This is a genomic window from Nocardia sp. NPDC127606 (assembly GCF_042671725.1).
Classification (GTDB): Bacteria; Actinomycetota; Actinomycetes; order Mycobacteriales; family Mycobacteriaceae; genus Nocardia.
Genome location: NZ_JBHXWQ010000001.1, coordinates 1738039 through 1752891, shown reverse-complemented (window position 1 = coordinate 1752891; position 14853 = coordinate 1738039). Strand labels below are relative to the sequence as shown.

12 protein-coding genes are annotated in these 14853 nt (G+C 67.9%); 7 read left to right on the top strand and 5 right to left on the bottom strand.

Annotated features, from left to right (window positions below; genetic code table 11):
- The first annotated feature begins 21 nt into the window (after nt 1–21).
- Nucleotides 22–1830, top strand: coding sequence for an exonuclease domain-containing protein (locus ACFVJ5_RS08215; protein ID WP_379219168.1), 1809 nt, complete (start codon nt 22–24; stop codon nt 1828–1830).
- A gap of 157 nt (nt 1831–1987) precedes the next feature.
- Here the strand turns inward: ACFVJ5_RS08215 and ACFVJ5_RS08210 are convergent, their stop codons facing one another.
- The 5 genes from ACFVJ5_RS08210 to cysD are packed head-to-tail and all read right to left on the bottom strand — an operon-like array spanning nt 1988 to nt 7910.
- Nucleotides 1988–3121, bottom strand: coding sequence for a sulfotransferase family protein (locus ACFVJ5_RS08210; protein WP_379219167.1), 1134 nt, complete (start codon nt 3119–3121; stop codon nt 1988–1990).
- Nucleotides 3122–3134: 13 nt separating this feature from the next.
- A complete protein-coding gene (locus tag ACFVJ5_RS08205) occupies nt 3135–3920 on the bottom strand; it encodes an SDR family oxidoreductase (RefSeq protein WP_379219166.1) in 786 nt (261 codons plus the stop codon).
- Entirely contained in the window at nt 3917–5134 is a 1218-nt protein-coding gene (locus ACFVJ5_RS08200) for a hypothetical protein (protein ID WP_379219165.1), read from the bottom strand. The genes ACFVJ5_RS08205 and ACFVJ5_RS08200 overlap by 4 nt, the downstream gene beginning before the upstream one ends.
- The gene (cysC, locus tag ACFVJ5_RS08195) at nt 5131–7005 is read right to left on the bottom strand and encodes an adenylyl-sulfate kinase (protein WP_379219164.1); all 1875 of its coding nucleotides are present in this window, start codon (nt 7003–7005) and stop codon (nt 5131–5133) included. The genes ACFVJ5_RS08200 and cysC overlap by 4 nt, the downstream gene beginning before the upstream one ends.
- Nucleotides 7005–7910 carry a sulfate adenylyltransferase subunit CysD gene (cysD, locus tag ACFVJ5_RS08190; RefSeq protein WP_379219163.1) on the bottom strand — a complete coding sequence of 302 codons (906 nt, stop codon included), beginning with the start codon at nt 7908–7910 and terminating at the stop codon, nt 7005–7007. The genes cysC and cysD overlap by 1 nt, the downstream gene beginning before the upstream one ends.
- Before the next feature lie 87 nt (nt 7911–7997).
- Here cysD and ACFVJ5_RS08185 point away from each other — a divergent pair, with 87 nt between their 5' ends.
- The 6 genes from ACFVJ5_RS08185 to ACFVJ5_RS08160 all read left to right on the top strand — a co-directional run bounded on the left by ACFVJ5_RS08185 (nt 7998) and on the right by ACFVJ5_RS08160 (nt 14853).
- The gene (locus ACFVJ5_RS08185; protein ID WP_379219162.1) at nt 7998–8927 is read left to right on the top strand and encodes an IclR family transcriptional regulator; all 930 of its coding nucleotides are present in this window, start codon (nt 7998–8000) and stop codon (nt 8925–8927) included.
- 152 nt (nt 8928–9079) lie between these two features.
- Complete coding sequence (locus ACFVJ5_RS08180; protein WP_379219161.1) at nt 9080–10429, top strand: hypothetical protein; 1350 nt, start codon at nt 9080–9082, stop codon at nt 10427–10429.
- 42 nt (nt 10430–10471) lie between these two features.
- On the top strand, nt 10472–11137 hold the full coding sequence (locus ACFVJ5_RS08175; RefSeq protein WP_379219160.1) for a GntR family transcriptional regulator: 666 nt from the start codon (nt 10472–10474) through the stop codon (nt 11135–11137).
- 57 nt (nt 11138–11194) lie between these two features.
- Entirely contained in the window at nt 11195–12580 is a 1386-nt protein-coding gene (locus ACFVJ5_RS08170) for an allophanate hydrolase (RefSeq protein ID WP_379219159.1), read from the top strand.
- Complete coding sequence (locus tag ACFVJ5_RS08165; protein ID WP_379219158.1) at nt 12577–13260, top strand: cysteine hydrolase family protein; 684 nt, start codon at nt 12577–12579, stop codon at nt 13258–13260. The genes ACFVJ5_RS08170 and ACFVJ5_RS08165 overlap by 4 nt, the downstream gene beginning before the upstream one ends.
- A gap of 15 nt (nt 13261–13275) precedes the next feature.
- Nucleotides 13276–14853 carry a regulator gene (locus ACFVJ5_RS08160; RefSeq protein WP_379219157.1) on the top strand — a complete coding sequence of 526 codons (1578 nt, stop codon included), beginning with the start codon at nt 13276–13278 and terminating at the stop codon, nt 14851–14853.

Genomic DNA, 14853 nt, shown 5'->3' with positions numbered 1-14853 from the left:
GATGCGATGCTCATGCAGGGGATGACGCAGGTCGATGAGCAGCAGCAAACAGCCGGGTTCGGTGCGTTCACCGTGGTGGATGTCGAGACCTCCGGGCTACAGCCGCACCAGCACCGGGTGCTGTCCGTCGCGGCGGTGACGCTGGACGGCACCGGCCGGGTGACGCGAGAGTTCCACAGCCTGATCGATCCGGGTTGCGATCCGGGTCCCGTGCACATTCACGGGCTCACTGCCGAGGTGCTGCGGGGCTCGCCCGAGTTCGGTCAGGTGCGCGACCAACTGACGGCCATGCTGGACGGCCGGGTGATGGTGGCGCACAACGCGCTGTTCGACTACGGGTTCCTGCTGCAGGAGTTCGCCCGGGCCGGGGGAGCTCTGCCGGTGCAGCGCCGACTGTGCACGTTGGCACTGGCCCGCCGCATCGCGCTGCCGACACCCGACTACAGGTTGGGCACGCTGGCGACGTATTACGGTGTGCCGCAGCAGAAGGCGCACGATGCGCTCGACGACACCCGTGTTCTGGCGAATGTTCTTCGAGCGTTGGTCGCCGACGCGGCCCATCTCGGTATCGCACCCCCTTTGCTCGACTGCGCACCTGATTCGGCCAGGCCGACGCAGGCCAGGTGGCCGGTCGAACGTCGCGGCCCGAAGCAGCCGTGTGATTTCGCCTATCCCGGGAAGCTGGCGGTGGCCGGCCGCCTGCGCCAGGGGATGAAGGTAGCGCTGACTGGAGAGACCCGGATCGAACGGGAAGAGCTCGTCGCCCGTGCCGAGGCTGCGGGGCTCGACGTCACGAGCATGGTGAGCAACCGAACCAGTGTGCTGGTCACCAACAATGCCCATGCGCAAACGGGCAAGGCGCGCAAGGCGTTCGAGTTCGGAACGGCGGTGATCGATGAGGCTCGGTTCGCCGCGCTGCTCGAGTCGGTAGAACCGGGGCACCTGAAAGGAACGGCGGTACCTCAGGTTGCGGCGCCACGTCGGTCGACGGCACCCGCACGGGCGATATCGGGTCCGCTGGCAGGTCGGCGGATTCTGGTGCTGGGCGGAACCCACGGCGAGGCTGCGGCGGCGCGCTCGCGGATCGTCGAGCTCGGTGGTTCGGCCGCGGTCAATCTCTCCGCGACAGTGACAGATCTGCTCCTTCTCGCAGGTGGGGAATCCGACCGGCGCGCGCGAAAGGCCGACGAACTCGCACTGGCGGTCCACGGACCAGACCTGCTCGAGCAGGGTGCGATCGCGCCCGCGGCAATCCCTGCGGCATCGACCGCACCTGGTCGTGCTGAAATCCGGCCCGCGGAGCCGACGGTGTTGTCGCGAGGTCAGGTGATCGACGTGCCGATCGCCGAGGGCGGCAATACGTGGACTCTGCGGGCAACGTGGAGCCAGCTCAGTGCGCCGACCGTGGATCTCGTCGCGTTCCTGCTCGGCAGCGATGAGCGAGTAGACGACTCCGACGACTTCCTGTTCTACAACCAGCCAGAAACGCAGGGCGCCAAGCTTTCCGAGGATGGGCCGAACGAGCAGTCGATCACCCTGGTCCTCGATGACCTGCCCGAGCACTGCACTCGCATCGTCCTCGCCGCTTCGCTCGACGGTGCCGGTCTCACCTTCGGCGACGTCGGCGCCATCGAGCTGGATTTCGCCGCAGGCACGGAATCGAGCACCGCGATACGTTCCACGCTCGATGCCGCAACCGTGGAGCGCACCCTGCTGCTCGCCGAGCTGTATCTGCGCGGTGCAGATTGGCGGCTGCGCGCGGTTGGCCAGGGCTACGAGACCGATCTCGCCGAACTGGCCAGGCGGTACGGGGTCGACGTCGACGAATGAAAGCCGCACGAGGTGGCGGCCGGTCGCGCGCTGATGACTGCGTGTGCTTTCCCTGCTGTCGGTCGATGCCTGCCTCGGTGACAAGCACGACATCGCATCGCTCGCCGGCATCCGGTCGGGGATGCCCGGCGAGCGTCGGTAGCCTGACCGTTCGAGATCAGCTGCCGAAGCTTTCGGCGACCATGTTCTCGGTGAGGCCGTAGTCGGCGAGGGAATAGTGGTGGGTGGGTTTGCGTGCGCCGGTGCGGCTTTCGTTGTCGAGGGCGGTGATGGCGGTTCGAGCTTCGGGTGTGAGGGCGGCACCGGTACGCGCGTACACACGGTCGACGACGCCAAGGGGGTCAGCGCGGAGATCGTCGAAGTCGATGTCGATGAAGGTGGCTTCGGGGTGTCGGGTGCGGGCGGCGGTGAATTCGTGGAGGCCGCGCGACCACAGGTCGAGTTGGGTGCGGCCGATGGTTTCGCCGGTGAAGGTGGTCGACCAGCCTCGGGTGGCGTGTTCGTTGAGGCTGCAGACCGAGGGGATGATCGTGGCGGGGTCGCGGTGGGTTTGGATGACGATGGCGTCGGGGTACGTCGCCAGGAGAGCGTCCAGGCAGAACAGGTGGCTGGGATTCTTGAGGACCCAGCGGCGGGTGTCGTTCATGCCGATCAGTTGCAGGTTGCGGCGGTGACGGGCGTAGGCAGGCGTCCAGTCCTGATCGGACAGCCATTGCGCGTAGCCCGGTACGTAGGCGAGACACTCGTAGGAGTGCGACATGCCCGACTGGCGCAGCAGTTGCCAGCATTCCTCCACGTCGGAGGCGCTCATGTAGTGCAGGCCCATGAACTCGGGGTTCTGCACCTGATGTTGGCGCAGACCCGCGTCGATCTGCTGGTAGGCGGGATTGTCGCCCCAGGTGTCGCGCGGTGGCCGCGGCTGCGGGAAGTCGGTCAGCCACATCTCCAGCCCCTGGTTGCCCGGATCGGCGGCCAGCAGCCGGTGTAGTGCGGTGGTGCCGGTCCGGGGAAGGCCGGTGACGAAAATCGGCTTCGTAACCGGTGTTTCGACATAGGCGGGATTCGCCGCCCACGCCGCTTCGCTCAGCGCACGGGCGACCAGCGTGCCGCGCAGGAAGAAGCGCGACATCTTGGAGCCGAGCTCGGTGAGCCCGGCCTCGTCGCGATACGAGTCGAGCAGAACCTGCAACGCCTCGGTGTAGTCGTCGGCCCCGAAATCGGTGAGACCGGTGAGTTTGGTGGCTGAGGCGTGCAGGTCGGCCACGGTGCCGACATCGGTGCGCACAGTCATCTTCTACAAGCTCCTAGTTGTGGTATTCGCCGCAGTTGACGTCGAGGGTCTGGCCGGTGATCGCCGACGACCAGTCGGAGGCGAGAAACACCACGGCACGGGCGATTTCTTCGGGCTCGGGCAACCGCTTCAGGTCGGATTTCGACGCGGTCTGCTCGTAGACCTGCTCGACGGTGATGCCGTACTTCTCGGCGACCTGACCGAAATACCACTTCAGCTGATCGGTCCAGATGTAGCCGGGCAGTACGCTGTTGACCCGCACGCCCTTGCCGCCGAGTTCGGTGGCCAGGGTCTGCGACATGGCCAGCAACGCGGCCTTGGTGAGTTTGTAGCTGCCGTAGCGCGGCTCGGAGTGGCGCACCACCATCGAATTGATCATCACCACAGCACCTTTGGCCTCGGCGAGAGCGGGCGCGAACGCCTGCGTCACCCGCAGGCCGCCGAGCACCGTCATATCCAGGCTCGACCGGATGTGGTCGAAATCGGTGCGGTCGAGGGGCTTCATCGACGGCACCGAGAACGCGTTGTTCACGAGCGCGTCGACCCGGCCGAAGGTGTCGACCGTACGCGCCACGAGATTCTGGACCGCGGCCTCGTCGGTGATGTCGGTGGGCACGCTCAGCGTGGCGCCCCCGGCGGCCTCGATGTCGGCGGCCACCTCGAGCAGTCGGGATTCGGTGCGTGCCGCGAGCACTACCGTCGCCCCTGCCGCGGCCGCCTCCAGACAGATCGACCGGCCCAGACCCGGTCCGACCCCGGATACGACGACGACCTTGCCGTCCAACAGTGCCCCGCTCATCCCAGCATCCTTTCGGCGAAAGCCCGCTGCCGGGCCGAGATCCGGTCGCGCCAGCCGGCGGCGTCGATCCGGTTGTGTTCGAAATACGGAAGGTGTTGTGCGACTGCGTCGATCGGTACGACCTCGACCGTCGGACCGTCGGCCTCGGTCATCGGCCGATCGGTGCGCTGCCACCGGAACTGCAGAATGCCGCGCGTGCGGCCGGTGGTCTCGATCCAGTTCGCGATGCCCGGGTCCTGCTTGCTCACCACCATCCGGATCAGACCATCCGAATCCACTTGGGCCTGAGCGTGATTGAGGCTGGTCTGGTGGTTGACGTAGTCCAGGGAGATGTACCAGAGACTGCCCAGCTGGAAACCCTGATACGGCGCATCGGATTTCGGGACGGTGATCACCAATGCCTGATCGTCGGCGAGGTCGAAATGGCCCACCGAGGAGTACTGGGTGCTCAGTCCACCGGGCGTGAGCCGGGGCGCGGTGAGGGTGTTCACCGGCAGATCGAGGTAGAACCACTTCGGGAAGTTGAACCAGGTGTGCACGCGGGTGAGCAGCATCTTCGCCGCCGCGCCGTACCGTTTGCGCAGGCGGGCCAGGTCCGGTTCGACCGGTGCGGTGCCGATGGTGTCGACCCGCTCGATCCGGATCGAGCCCTTGCGCTCGGTCCAGTCGCTGTAGACCTCGCGTACGGCCAGCATGGACGCGCCTTCCCCGAGGGGGAAGTAGTCGGGCCCGGCATCGGCCTTCGGCGGTCCGAAGCGAAGCGAGAAGGTGCCGTCGGCGGCGATCGGAACGCGCCGGTCGTCGAAGGCGTCGGCGCCGCCGGGCACGTCGGTCGCGGTGTAGTCACCTTTGAGTACCTGGAAGCTCAGGTCGACGGTGCTGCCGCGCACCCCGCTCACCAGGTACTCGGCGGTCGGCTCGATGGTGGCGTGGTAGTAGAGGGTGTCCGGGTTGTCCAAGCCCATCTTGGCGTACGGGCCGGTCGAGGACACGAAGTAGGGATGGGACGTGCCGTGGGCGCCCGAAAGGCGCAGGCAGGCGGCGACACTGGCGGCGAGGTAGTCGTAGCCCTCGGCGAGGTCCTGATCGCTGCGGACGAATTCCGCTCCGGCGATCAGCGTTTCGGCCTGGGCCACCGCGGCCAGGAACGGCGCGGTGAACGGTTCCGGTGGCGCGCTGCTACCGGATTCGGTGGCGGTACTGGAGTGGGTCAACGGTCTGCGATTCCTAGCTCTCGAAGGATATGGGCGGCGATCTCGGCGGGTGAGCCGAGCTCGGGAGTGATGACCAGGTCAGCATGGTCGGGTCGTTCGTAGGGGGAGCCGATTCCGGTGAAGCCGGGCAGTTCTCCCGCCCGGGCCTTCGCGTAGAGGCCCTTGGAGTCGCGGCGCTCGCACTCCGCGAGCGGGGTGTCGACGAAGACTTCGTGGAACGGCAGTTCGCGGTCGGCGTGGACGGTCCGTGCGGCGGTGCGCTGCGCGGCGAACGGGCTGATCACCGACACGATCGCCACCGCACCCGAATCGGCGAACAGTGCGGCGACTTCGGCGACCCGGCGGACGTTCTCGTCCCGGTCGGCGGGGGAGAAACCGAGACCGGCGTTGAGACCGTGCCGCAGATTGTCACCGTCGAGCAGGTAGGCGGGCCGGCCTGCCGCGACCAGCAGTCGCTCGAGCTCGACCGCCAGGGTGGACTTCCCCGACCCGGACAGGCCGGTCAACCACACCGTCGCGCCCGCATGCCCGCGCTCGGCGCGACTGACCGCCGACCGATGCCAGACCACGGCCGGGGCCGCGCGTTCGCTGCCGACGTTCACGGCATCGGTCCCGGATTCTCGGCCGGTCACCATTCCCGCGGCGACTGTTTGATCGGTCACCGGATCGATCAGGATGAAGCTGCCCGTGCGCCGATTCTCCCGATACGGGTCCGACAGCAGCGGACGACGGCTGCGCAACCGGATGCGCGCGATGTCATTGAGCGACAACGTGGTGACGTCCTCGACCCGGTGCAGCGTGTTCACATCGAGGCGATAGTCGATGGCCGTGACCTCCGCGGACGAGGTCTGCGCCGCGGTGCGCACCAAGTACTGGGCGCCCTCGCGCAACTGAGCGCTCTCGGAGAACCAGCACACCATCGCGTCCAGGTCGGTGCCGATGTGTGGACGGTTACCCGGCCGGGCGAGCAGGTCCCCGCGCCCGACATCGATGTCGTCGTCCAGAGTCAGTGAGACCGCCATGCCGGTGAACGCCTCGTCGACCTTCGTGCCACCCGGACCCCAGATCTCCTTGACGTGCGAGGACCGCCCGGCGGGCAGCACCACCACTTCGTCGCCGGGCTTGAAGATGCCGCCCGCGATGGTGCCCGCGTAACTGCGGTGGTCGAGTCCTTCCTGCGCCCGGATGACGTACTGGATCGGCAGCCGGGCATCGATGAGATTGCGGTCCGAGGCGATGTGCACGTCCTCGAGATGGCGCAGCAACGGCGGTCCGGGATACCAGTCCATGTGCTCCGAGCCGTCGACCACGTTGTCGCCGAGCAGCGCCGACACCGGCACGAAGCTCAGATCGCCCACCGTCAATTTGGCGGCGAACGCGGCGAACTCGGTGCGGATCTCCTCGAAACGCTCCTGCGACCAGTCGACCAGGTCCATCTTGTTCACGCACACCACCAGGTGCGGCACGCCGAGCAGCGTCGCGAGGAACGCGTGCCTGCGGGTCTGTTCGGACACGCCGGTGCGGGCGTCGACCAGGATCAGCGCGAGGTCCGCCGTGGAGGCGCCGGTCACCATATTGCGGGTGTACTGCACGTGCCCGGGAGTATCGGCGATGACGAACTTGCGGCGTGGTGTCGTCACGTAGCGATAGGCGACGTCGATGGTGATGCCCTGCTCGCGTTCGGCGCGCAGACCATCGGTGACCAACGCCAGATCCGCCGCCGCGCCGCCGCGTTCGGTGCTGACTCGTTCGATGGCGGCGAGTTGATCGTCGAACAGGGACTTGGAGTCGTAGAGCAGCCGGCCGATGAGGGTGGATTTGCCGTCGTCGACGCTGCCCGCGGTCGCCAGTCGTAACAGGTTGCGGCGCATCAGAAATAGCCCTCTCGCTTGCGGTCTTCCATGCCGGTCTCGGAGATCCGGTCGTCGGCACGGGTGGCGCCGCGTTCGGTGAGTCGGGTGGCGGCGGTCTCGGCGATCACCTTCGCCGCGGTGTCGGCGGTGCTCTCGACGCAGCCGGTACAGGTGGCGTCGCCGACCGTGCGGAATCGGACGGTCGCTTCGAACACGCGTTCACCGGCCGCCGGGGTGATGAATCGGGTGGCCGACAACAGCATTCCGTCGCGTTCGATGACCTGACGCCGGTGTGCGTAGTACAGCGACGGCAGCTCGACGGCCTCGCGGTCGATGTACTCCCAGATGTCGAGCTCGGTCCAGTTCGAGAGTGGGAACACCCGGATGTGTTCGCCGGGCTGATGGCGGCCGTTGTAGAGGTTCCACACCTCGGGCCGCTGTGCTCGCGGGTCCCATTCGCCGAAGCTGTTGCGGAAGCTGAACACCCGCTCCTTGGCGCGCGCCTTCTCCTCGTCACGACGCGCACCGCCGAACGCCGCGTCGAACCGGTGCTCACCGATCGCGCGCAGCAAGGTGGTGGTCTGCAAGGGGTTGCGGGTGCCGCCGGCGCGTTCTACCGCCCGACCCGCGTCGATGTCGTCCTGGACCCGGGCGATCTCGAGGCGCGCGCCGGTGCGCTCGGCGGTGCGGTCGCGGAACTCGATCACCTCGTCGAAGTTGTGGCCGGTGTCCACGTGCAGCAGCGGAAACGGCAGCGGCGCGGGCCAGAACGCGCGTCGCGCCAGGTGCAGCAGCACGGCGGAATCCTTGCCGCCGGAAAAGAGCAGGGCCGGTCGCGCGAGTGTGGCCGCGACCTCCCGGAAGATGTGCACCGACTCGGCCTCCAAGGCCGCCAGATGCGATAACTCGTACCCCGCCTGCACTGTTCACCCACTTCGTTCGCGCAGTTCGCCGGGGAACTTTCCCCGACGGGTTGCGATGTCGAATATTCGACGCTATTGTTCGGTATTGTGACACCGACGATAAGCCGGGCCGAGCGCGCCGGTCAAGAGGTGAACCCGGATTCGATGGGTGATGCCGAGATTCCCGGCGCCGCGTCGCCGCCGACGCAGCGCGTGGTGAAAGTGCTCGAGCTGCTGTCACGCCATGCCACCGACCGTCTGTCGCTGGCCCGGATAGTGCGCGAAGCGGGGCTGTCGCGCGCCACCGCACATGCCGTGCTCACCCAGCTCACCGCCGATGGCTGGACCGCGCGCGACGACGACGGCTGCTACGGCATCGGGCTACGGCTGCTGACGGTCGCCCGGCGCGCCGAAGCGGCGTTTCCGCTGCGTCGCACCGCTGTGCCGCACCTGCGAGACCTGTCCGAGAAGGTGGGTGTGCCGGTGTTCCTCGCCGAGCGCGCGGGGGACAGCATCGTGGTCACCGAGGTGGTCGGGCATCCCTCGGCCGGATGGATCCGTCCGGGCAGGCGCCTGCCGCTCGCGCCCCCCGTCTGCCGCGAATTCATCGCCTGGACGCCTGAACCGGTCCAGCAGGCCTGGCTCGCCACCGCCGACCCGGCCCATCGCGACCGCCTCGCGCGCGTACTCGCCGAGATCCGCACCCGCGGCTACTCGGTCGAACGGCTGGTCGACGATTCGACACCGATGCTGGAAGTGCTGGCGGGCCTGCGTGATTCGCCGATCACGGCCGCCCTGCGCGCCCAACTCGGTTCCGTCATCACCGAGCTGATCACCATCGACTACCTTCCCGACGAACTCGGCCCCGAGAACGCCGTCGTCACGCTGTCCGCCCCGATCCGCGACCGCACCGGTGCGGTCGTCGCCGCGGTCGTGAGCTGCCCCGACAGTCGGTTGTCTGCCCTTGCCTTGAGCGAGCTGGGCGCGGCGACGGTGAGCACCGCCGACCGAATCACCTCCGGCGGGCTGGGGGACTGACCCCGCGGTCGGTTTCCAGCCGGCCCCGACGGCCCGCGAACGCACGATTTCGAGTTCTCGGCGACGGTGGTTCGCCATTACTCTGAGAGGGGATCTGACCGGACGCGACCCGCTCGACGGTCGTGGAGGCAGATGGCGAGGAAGGACGGGCCGTGGCAAACGACAGTGATCGGTGGTGGGAGGCGCCCGGAATGTCAGGCCCCACCCCTGACCCCGCCGCACAACCTCCCGCCGACCCCACCATCCTGCGCTCGCCCGGCAACCCGGCCGAGCCCCTGCCGCAAGACGGCCGGCAACCCCCCGCCGCCCCGCCGCCGGGAGCGAATCACCCTGGGAGCGGACAGCATCCGATCGCGCCGCCCACCGTGTTCGGGCAGCAATTCGCACCACCGGCGACGGGCGAGCAGCCGTACGGGCAGCAACACGGTACCGGGCAGCAGTGGCAGCAGCCCGGAGCGGGACAGCCCGGCAGCGGGCAGCACCCGTTCGCGCCGCCGACAGTGGTCGGACAACCGTGGACCGGGCAGCAGACCTACGGGCAGCAACCCGGGGTGGGCCACGATCCGTATGCGGCCCAGCCGGGGAGCGGGCAGCAGACGTATGGGCAGCCACCCGGAGCGAGTCACAACCCGTATGCGGCGCAGTCCGGTGGTGGGCAGTCTTATGCGTCTCAGCCCGGGATCGGTCAGCAGCCCTACGGGTCCCAGTTCGGACCGGGTCAGTTCGCTCAGCAGCCGGCGTACAGCCAGCAGCCGTACGGCTATACACCACAGCAGTATTCGCCTCCACCGCGGCGCAACGGCGGTTCGGGCGCGATCATCGCGGTGATCGCGGTGGTCGTCGTGCTGGTGATCGGGGTCGCCGTCGCCGTCGGGTTCGCTGCCAGCTCCTCGGACGAGTCCACCACCTCGGCGAGCACGTCCACCACCACGACGAAGTCAGGACCACTGTCGGGCACCAGTACCGCACCGCTCGCGCCGGGCTCGAAGGGCGTGCTCATCGCCTCCTATCGCGTCGCCTACGACGTGCCGTCGGCGTGGACGGTCCACTCCGAGAGCGACACCATGTCGTTCTCCAACGCGACAGGCGCGATCGACGGTCGCGGCCAGGCGACCGAGGGAGCCGACTACTGCCCGGGCTCGGTGTATCGCGCCATGGCCGCAGTGACCTCGACCACCGAGACCGATCTGGCGGCCGCCGCGAAGAGCGTCGCGAAAATAGCCGCGGCAGGGGGATATTCGGACCCGACCGGCGGGAAGGTCAGCGCGCCGACGTCGTTGAAGACCCAGAGCGGAATCAGCGGCCAATTCGTCGAGACCTCGGGGCCGTGGACCCCGCAGATCCCGGGCTGCACCGCGAATGCCTACTCCGTCTACACCTTCGGCTTCCGCAATGCCAGCAGTACCACCCTCGTCCTGACCATCCTCGTCGACCGCGGCACGACCGGCGAACTCACCGCCGATCAGGCCAAGAAGTTGATCGACAGCCTGCGGCTGGTCTAGCGGCGTCGGCGCCACCCTGGTCGCTGTTCGTAGACTCGACTCATGACGGCAGCCGCATCGAATTCGACCGATCTCCCGGCGAGTCTGGTGGAGATGACCGCTGAGCACGTGCGCGCGGAGGTCCTCAGCGGTGCGTTGGGGCCGGGGGAGCGCGTTGGTGAGGAAGCTCTGTGCGCGCGGCTCGGCATCAGCCGGGCGCCGGTGCGGGAGGCGCTGCGGCGCTTGGCCGAGCAGGGTCTCGTCGAGCATCTGCCGCGGCGTGGGTACCGGGTCGTGGTGTGGTCGGCGCACGACATCGTCCAACTGTTCGAGGTGCGGCGGGCGCTGGAACAGCACGCGTTGACCGTCGCCCTCCCGAGTACGGACCTGCGGCTGGGGCGGGTACGCGCGGCACTCGGGGAACTGACCGCGGCGGACCGGCGCAAAGACTGGGTCGCCCGCGACGACGCGCACCGCCGCTTCCACGCCGAAATCGTCGCGCTGGCAGGCAATCGGCAGCTGGACCTCGTGTACGAGCAGATCCTGGTGAAGTTGCAGCTCGCGATGGCACGTAATCTGCGCGAGGAAACCGAAGTGGGCGCCCGTCGCGAGGGTGTGCGCCGACATCAGGAACTGCTCGCCGCCCTGGAGACCAACGACCCGCTGCGGGCGGAAACCGCACTGCGCAGGCACGGCGAGCAAACATACCTGAAACTCGGTATCTGCTAACACATCCGATACAGACCGATCCCTCTGTCGTCACACTTTCTGTCGACAATCGACAACATGACAGGCTCTACGGTCACGGAAATCCTCGCCCAGCACCAGGGCGGCAACGGCTCCCCGACCAGGACCGCGGCACGAGTGGCCGACGCGATCGCCGCGCGCGGCGACGACGGCACCTGGATCACCCCGGTACCCCGTGACGAATTGCTCGCTGCCGCAGCGGCTATCGAAAGGATGCCGGGCGCACGGACGCTGCCGCTGTACGGCGTTCCCTTCGGGGTGAAAGACAGCATCGACGTCGCCGGCTACCCGACAACGCTGGCCTGCCCCGACTATGCCTACCCCGCCACCCGCACCGCGCCCGCCGTGCAGCGCCTGCTCGACGCGGGCGCGCTGTTCGTCGGCAAGACCAATCTCGACCAGTTCGCCACCGGTCTCAACGGCACCCGAACGCCGTACCCGGTGCCGCGCAGCGTCTTCGGCGGTGATCTGATCTCCGGCGGTTCGAGTTCTGGGTCGGCGCTCGCGGTCGCACTCGGCCAGGTGCCGTTCTGTGTGGCCACCGATACGGCGGGCTCGGGCCGCGTACCCGCCGCACTCAACGGCATCGTCGGCTGGAAGCCGTCGCGCGGCCTGATCAGCACCGTCGGGCTGGTGCCCGCGTGCAAGTCGCTGGACTGCCTCACCCTCATGGCGACCACTGTCGAGGACCTGGATCTGGTCGCCGAGGTGATCATGGCGGTCGATCACGAGGATCCGTGGACCCGCGCCAGGGGCGGGCGATTCGCCGGTGGTCCGATCCGGCTCGGCCTACCGGCACCGCAGGAACTCGAGTTCTTCGATGACGACGCCATGCGCGCGGCACACCTCGGTGCGCGAGCCAGACTGCCGGGCAAGGGATTCAGTTGCGTCGACACGACACTCGCACCGTTTCTCGCCGCGGGCGCGCTGCTCTACCAGGGTCCATGGGTCGCGGAACGTCTGGTCGAATTCGAGGAGTTCCTGACCGAACGGCCCGACTCGATCCTGCCCGTGATCCGGGAGATCCTCGACAGTGGACGGCAATTCAGCGCGGTGGACGTGTTCCGCGCGCAGCAGCGGTTGCAGGAACTGCGCGCCGAGGTCGCCCGGATATGGGACGAGGTCGACGCGGTGGTGGTGCCGACCATCGGCACCACCTTCACTGTCGCGCAGGTGCTGGCCGACCCCATCGCGACCAACACCGTGCTCGGCCACTACACCCATTTCGGCAATCTTCTCGACCTGACCGCGATCGCGGTTCCCGGCGGCACCACCCGCGACGGCAGGCCGGTCTCGCTCATGGTCTTCGGCCCGGCACTCGCCGACGATGTCGTTCTCGCCGCCGCCGCACGGCTGCTGGACGAACCGCGCACCGCGGCACTGCCCCACCACCTCGGCCCGGTATCCCTGCAGGAGCGTCGATGACCGAAATCCCCGCCACCCCCAGCCCGTTCAGCTTCGATCCCGCCACGACCGCACTCGTCATCATCGACATGCAGCGAGACTTCCTGCTGCCCGGTGGCTTCGGCGAGAGCCTCGGCAACGACGTGGCGCTGTTACGCACTGTCATCGAACCTCTCGCCGGTGTGCTCGCCTCGGCCAGGGCCGCGGGCATCACGGTGATCCACACCAGAGAGGGCCACCTGCCGGACCTGTCCGATTGCCCACCGTCGAAACTGCGGCGCGGCAACCCGTCTCAGCGCATCGGTGATCCGGGGCGATTCGGGCGCATCCTGATCCGCGGTGAGTACGGCCACGACATCATCGACGAACTGGCGCCGCTCGACGGCGAGACCGTCATCGACAAGCCGGGCAAAGGTGCGTTCTACGCGACCGAACTGGCCTCTGTGCTGCAACAGCATTCGATCACCACCCTGCTCGTGGCCGGCGTCACCACCGAGGTCTGCGTCCACACGACCGTCCGCGAGGCCAACGACCGCGGCTACGAATGCCTCGTGGTCGCGGACTGCGTCGGCTCCTATTTCCCCGAATTCCAGCGCGTCGGACTGGCGATGATCGCGGCGCAGGGCGCGATCTTCGGCTGGGTCGCCGACTCCGCGGACGTCATCGCCGCACTCGGTACCACCGCCCCCGTCACGGCCTAACGAACAGGATCCACCATGTCCGTCGACACCTCGAAAACGACCACCGCACCCGAACCCCCCGCGCAGCCGGCACTTCCGTGGTGGACCAGGGGAGACACCAACGCCTTCTTCGGGCTGGCTTTCAACATCCTGGTCAACGTCCTCACCCTGACCACACTCACCATCGCGGTGGTGAAGATTCCCAGCAGCGATGTGCTCGGCACGGTGCTGCCCGCCCTCGGCGTCGCGCTCGTACTGGGCAACCTGTACTACATGGTGCTGGCGAGGCGCCTGGCCCGCCGCGAGGGGCGCTCCGATGTCACCGCACTGCCCTACGGGCCGAGCGTTCCGCACATGTTCATCGTCGTGTTCGTGGTGATGCTGCCGATCTACCTGGCCACCGGAGACCCGTTGCAGGCGTGGGCAGCCGGTCTGGCTTGGGCGTTCATGATCGGCGTGATCGTGATGATCGGCGCCTTCGTCGGGCCCTACATTCGCAAGGTCACCCCGCGTGCCGCGATGCTCGGCACCCTGGCCGGCATCTCGATCACCTTCATCGCCATGCGTCCCGCCGCCCAGATGTGGGAGGTGGCCTGGATCGGACTGCCGGTGCTGGCCATCATCCTGATCGGCTTCTTCACCGACATCAAGCTGCCGGGCAATATCCCGGTCGGACTGGTCGCGCTGCTGGTCGGCACGGCGATCGGCTGGATCGGCGGATACATGTCGGCACCCGATGTCGCCCAGGCCGCGCACGACATCGCGCTCGGGCTGCCCGACCTGCGCCTGGACCTGCTCTTCGACGGACTCGGCAACCTCGCTCCGCTGCTGGCCACCGCTATCCCGCTGGGCATCTACAATTTCACCGAAGCCATGAGCAACGTGGAAAGCGCCGCGGCCGCGGGCGACAACTACAACCTGCGCAGCGTGCTGCTGGCCGACGGTTTCGGTGCGGTGATCGGCGCGGGCTTCGGCTCACCCTTCCCACCCGCCGTCTACATCGGTCATCCGGGATGGAAGGACGCGGGCGGGCGCACCGGCTATTCCCTCGCCAGCGGCCTGACCATCGGCATCATGTGCCTGCTGGGGCTTTTCGGCATCCTCGCGACGCTGCTGCCCATCCCGGCGATCGTCCCGATCCTGCTCTACATCGGCCTGCTGATCGGCGCGCAAGCATTCCAAGCGGTGCCGCGAATCCACGCGGTGGCGGTCGTGGCCGCGCTGCTGCCAAACCTCGCTGAGTGGGCCGTCACCCAGATCGACAACGCGCTGTCCGCGGCGGGGACGTCGGCGGCGAAGGTCGGCTCGGACGCGCTCGGTCAGGCGGGCGTGGTCTATGACGGGCTGAAGGTGTTCGGGTCCGGTGCGGTACTGGCCGGTCTGGTGCTCGGCGCGATCGTCACGTTCATCCTCGACAAACGTTTCCGTGCGGCGGGAGTGGCGGCGGTCATCGGCGCCGGATTGAGCTGGATCGGACTGATTCACGCCCACGCGGTCGAATGGGCCGCCGCGCCCGGTGTGGCACTCGGTTACTTGTTCTTCGCACTCGTCTGCCTGGCGTACTCACTGCTGCCGGCGACAACGCCCGCTGCCGAGGAGGAGACCACCGCGTAG

Bases quoted from the DNA above. Each gene is read 5' to 3' on its own strand.
- ACFVJ5_RS08215 (WP_379219168.1), top strand. From the start codon at position 22: ATGACGCAGGTCGATGAGCAGCAGCAAACAGCCGGGTTCGGTGCGTTC.
- ACFVJ5_RS08210 (WP_379219167.1), bottom strand. From the start codon at position 3,121: ATGACTGTGCGCACCGATGTCGGCACCGTGGCCGACCTGCACGCCTCA.
- ACFVJ5_RS08205 (WP_379219166.1), bottom strand. From the start codon at position 3,920: ATGAGCGGGGCACTGTTGGACGGCAAGGTCGTCGTCGTATCCGGGGTC.
- cysC (WP_379219164.1), bottom strand. From the start codon at position 7,005: ATGCGCCGCAACCTGTTACGACTGGCGACCGCGGGCAGCGTCGACGAC.
- ACFVJ5_RS08175 (WP_379219160.1), top strand. From the start codon at position 10,472: ATGACGGCAGCCGCATCGAATTCGACCGATCTCCCGGCGAGTCTGGTG.
- ACFVJ5_RS08170 (WP_379219159.1), top strand. From the start codon at position 11,195: ATGACAGGCTCTACGGTCACGGAAATCCTCGCCCAGCACCAGGGCGGC.
- ACFVJ5_RS08165 (WP_379219158.1), top strand. From the start codon at position 12,577: ATGACCGAAATCCCCGCCACCCCCAGCCCGTTCAGCTTCGATCCCGCC.
- ACFVJ5_RS08160 (WP_379219157.1), top strand. From the start codon at position 13,276: ATGTCCGTCGACACCTCGAAAACGACCACCGCACCCGAACCCCCCGCG.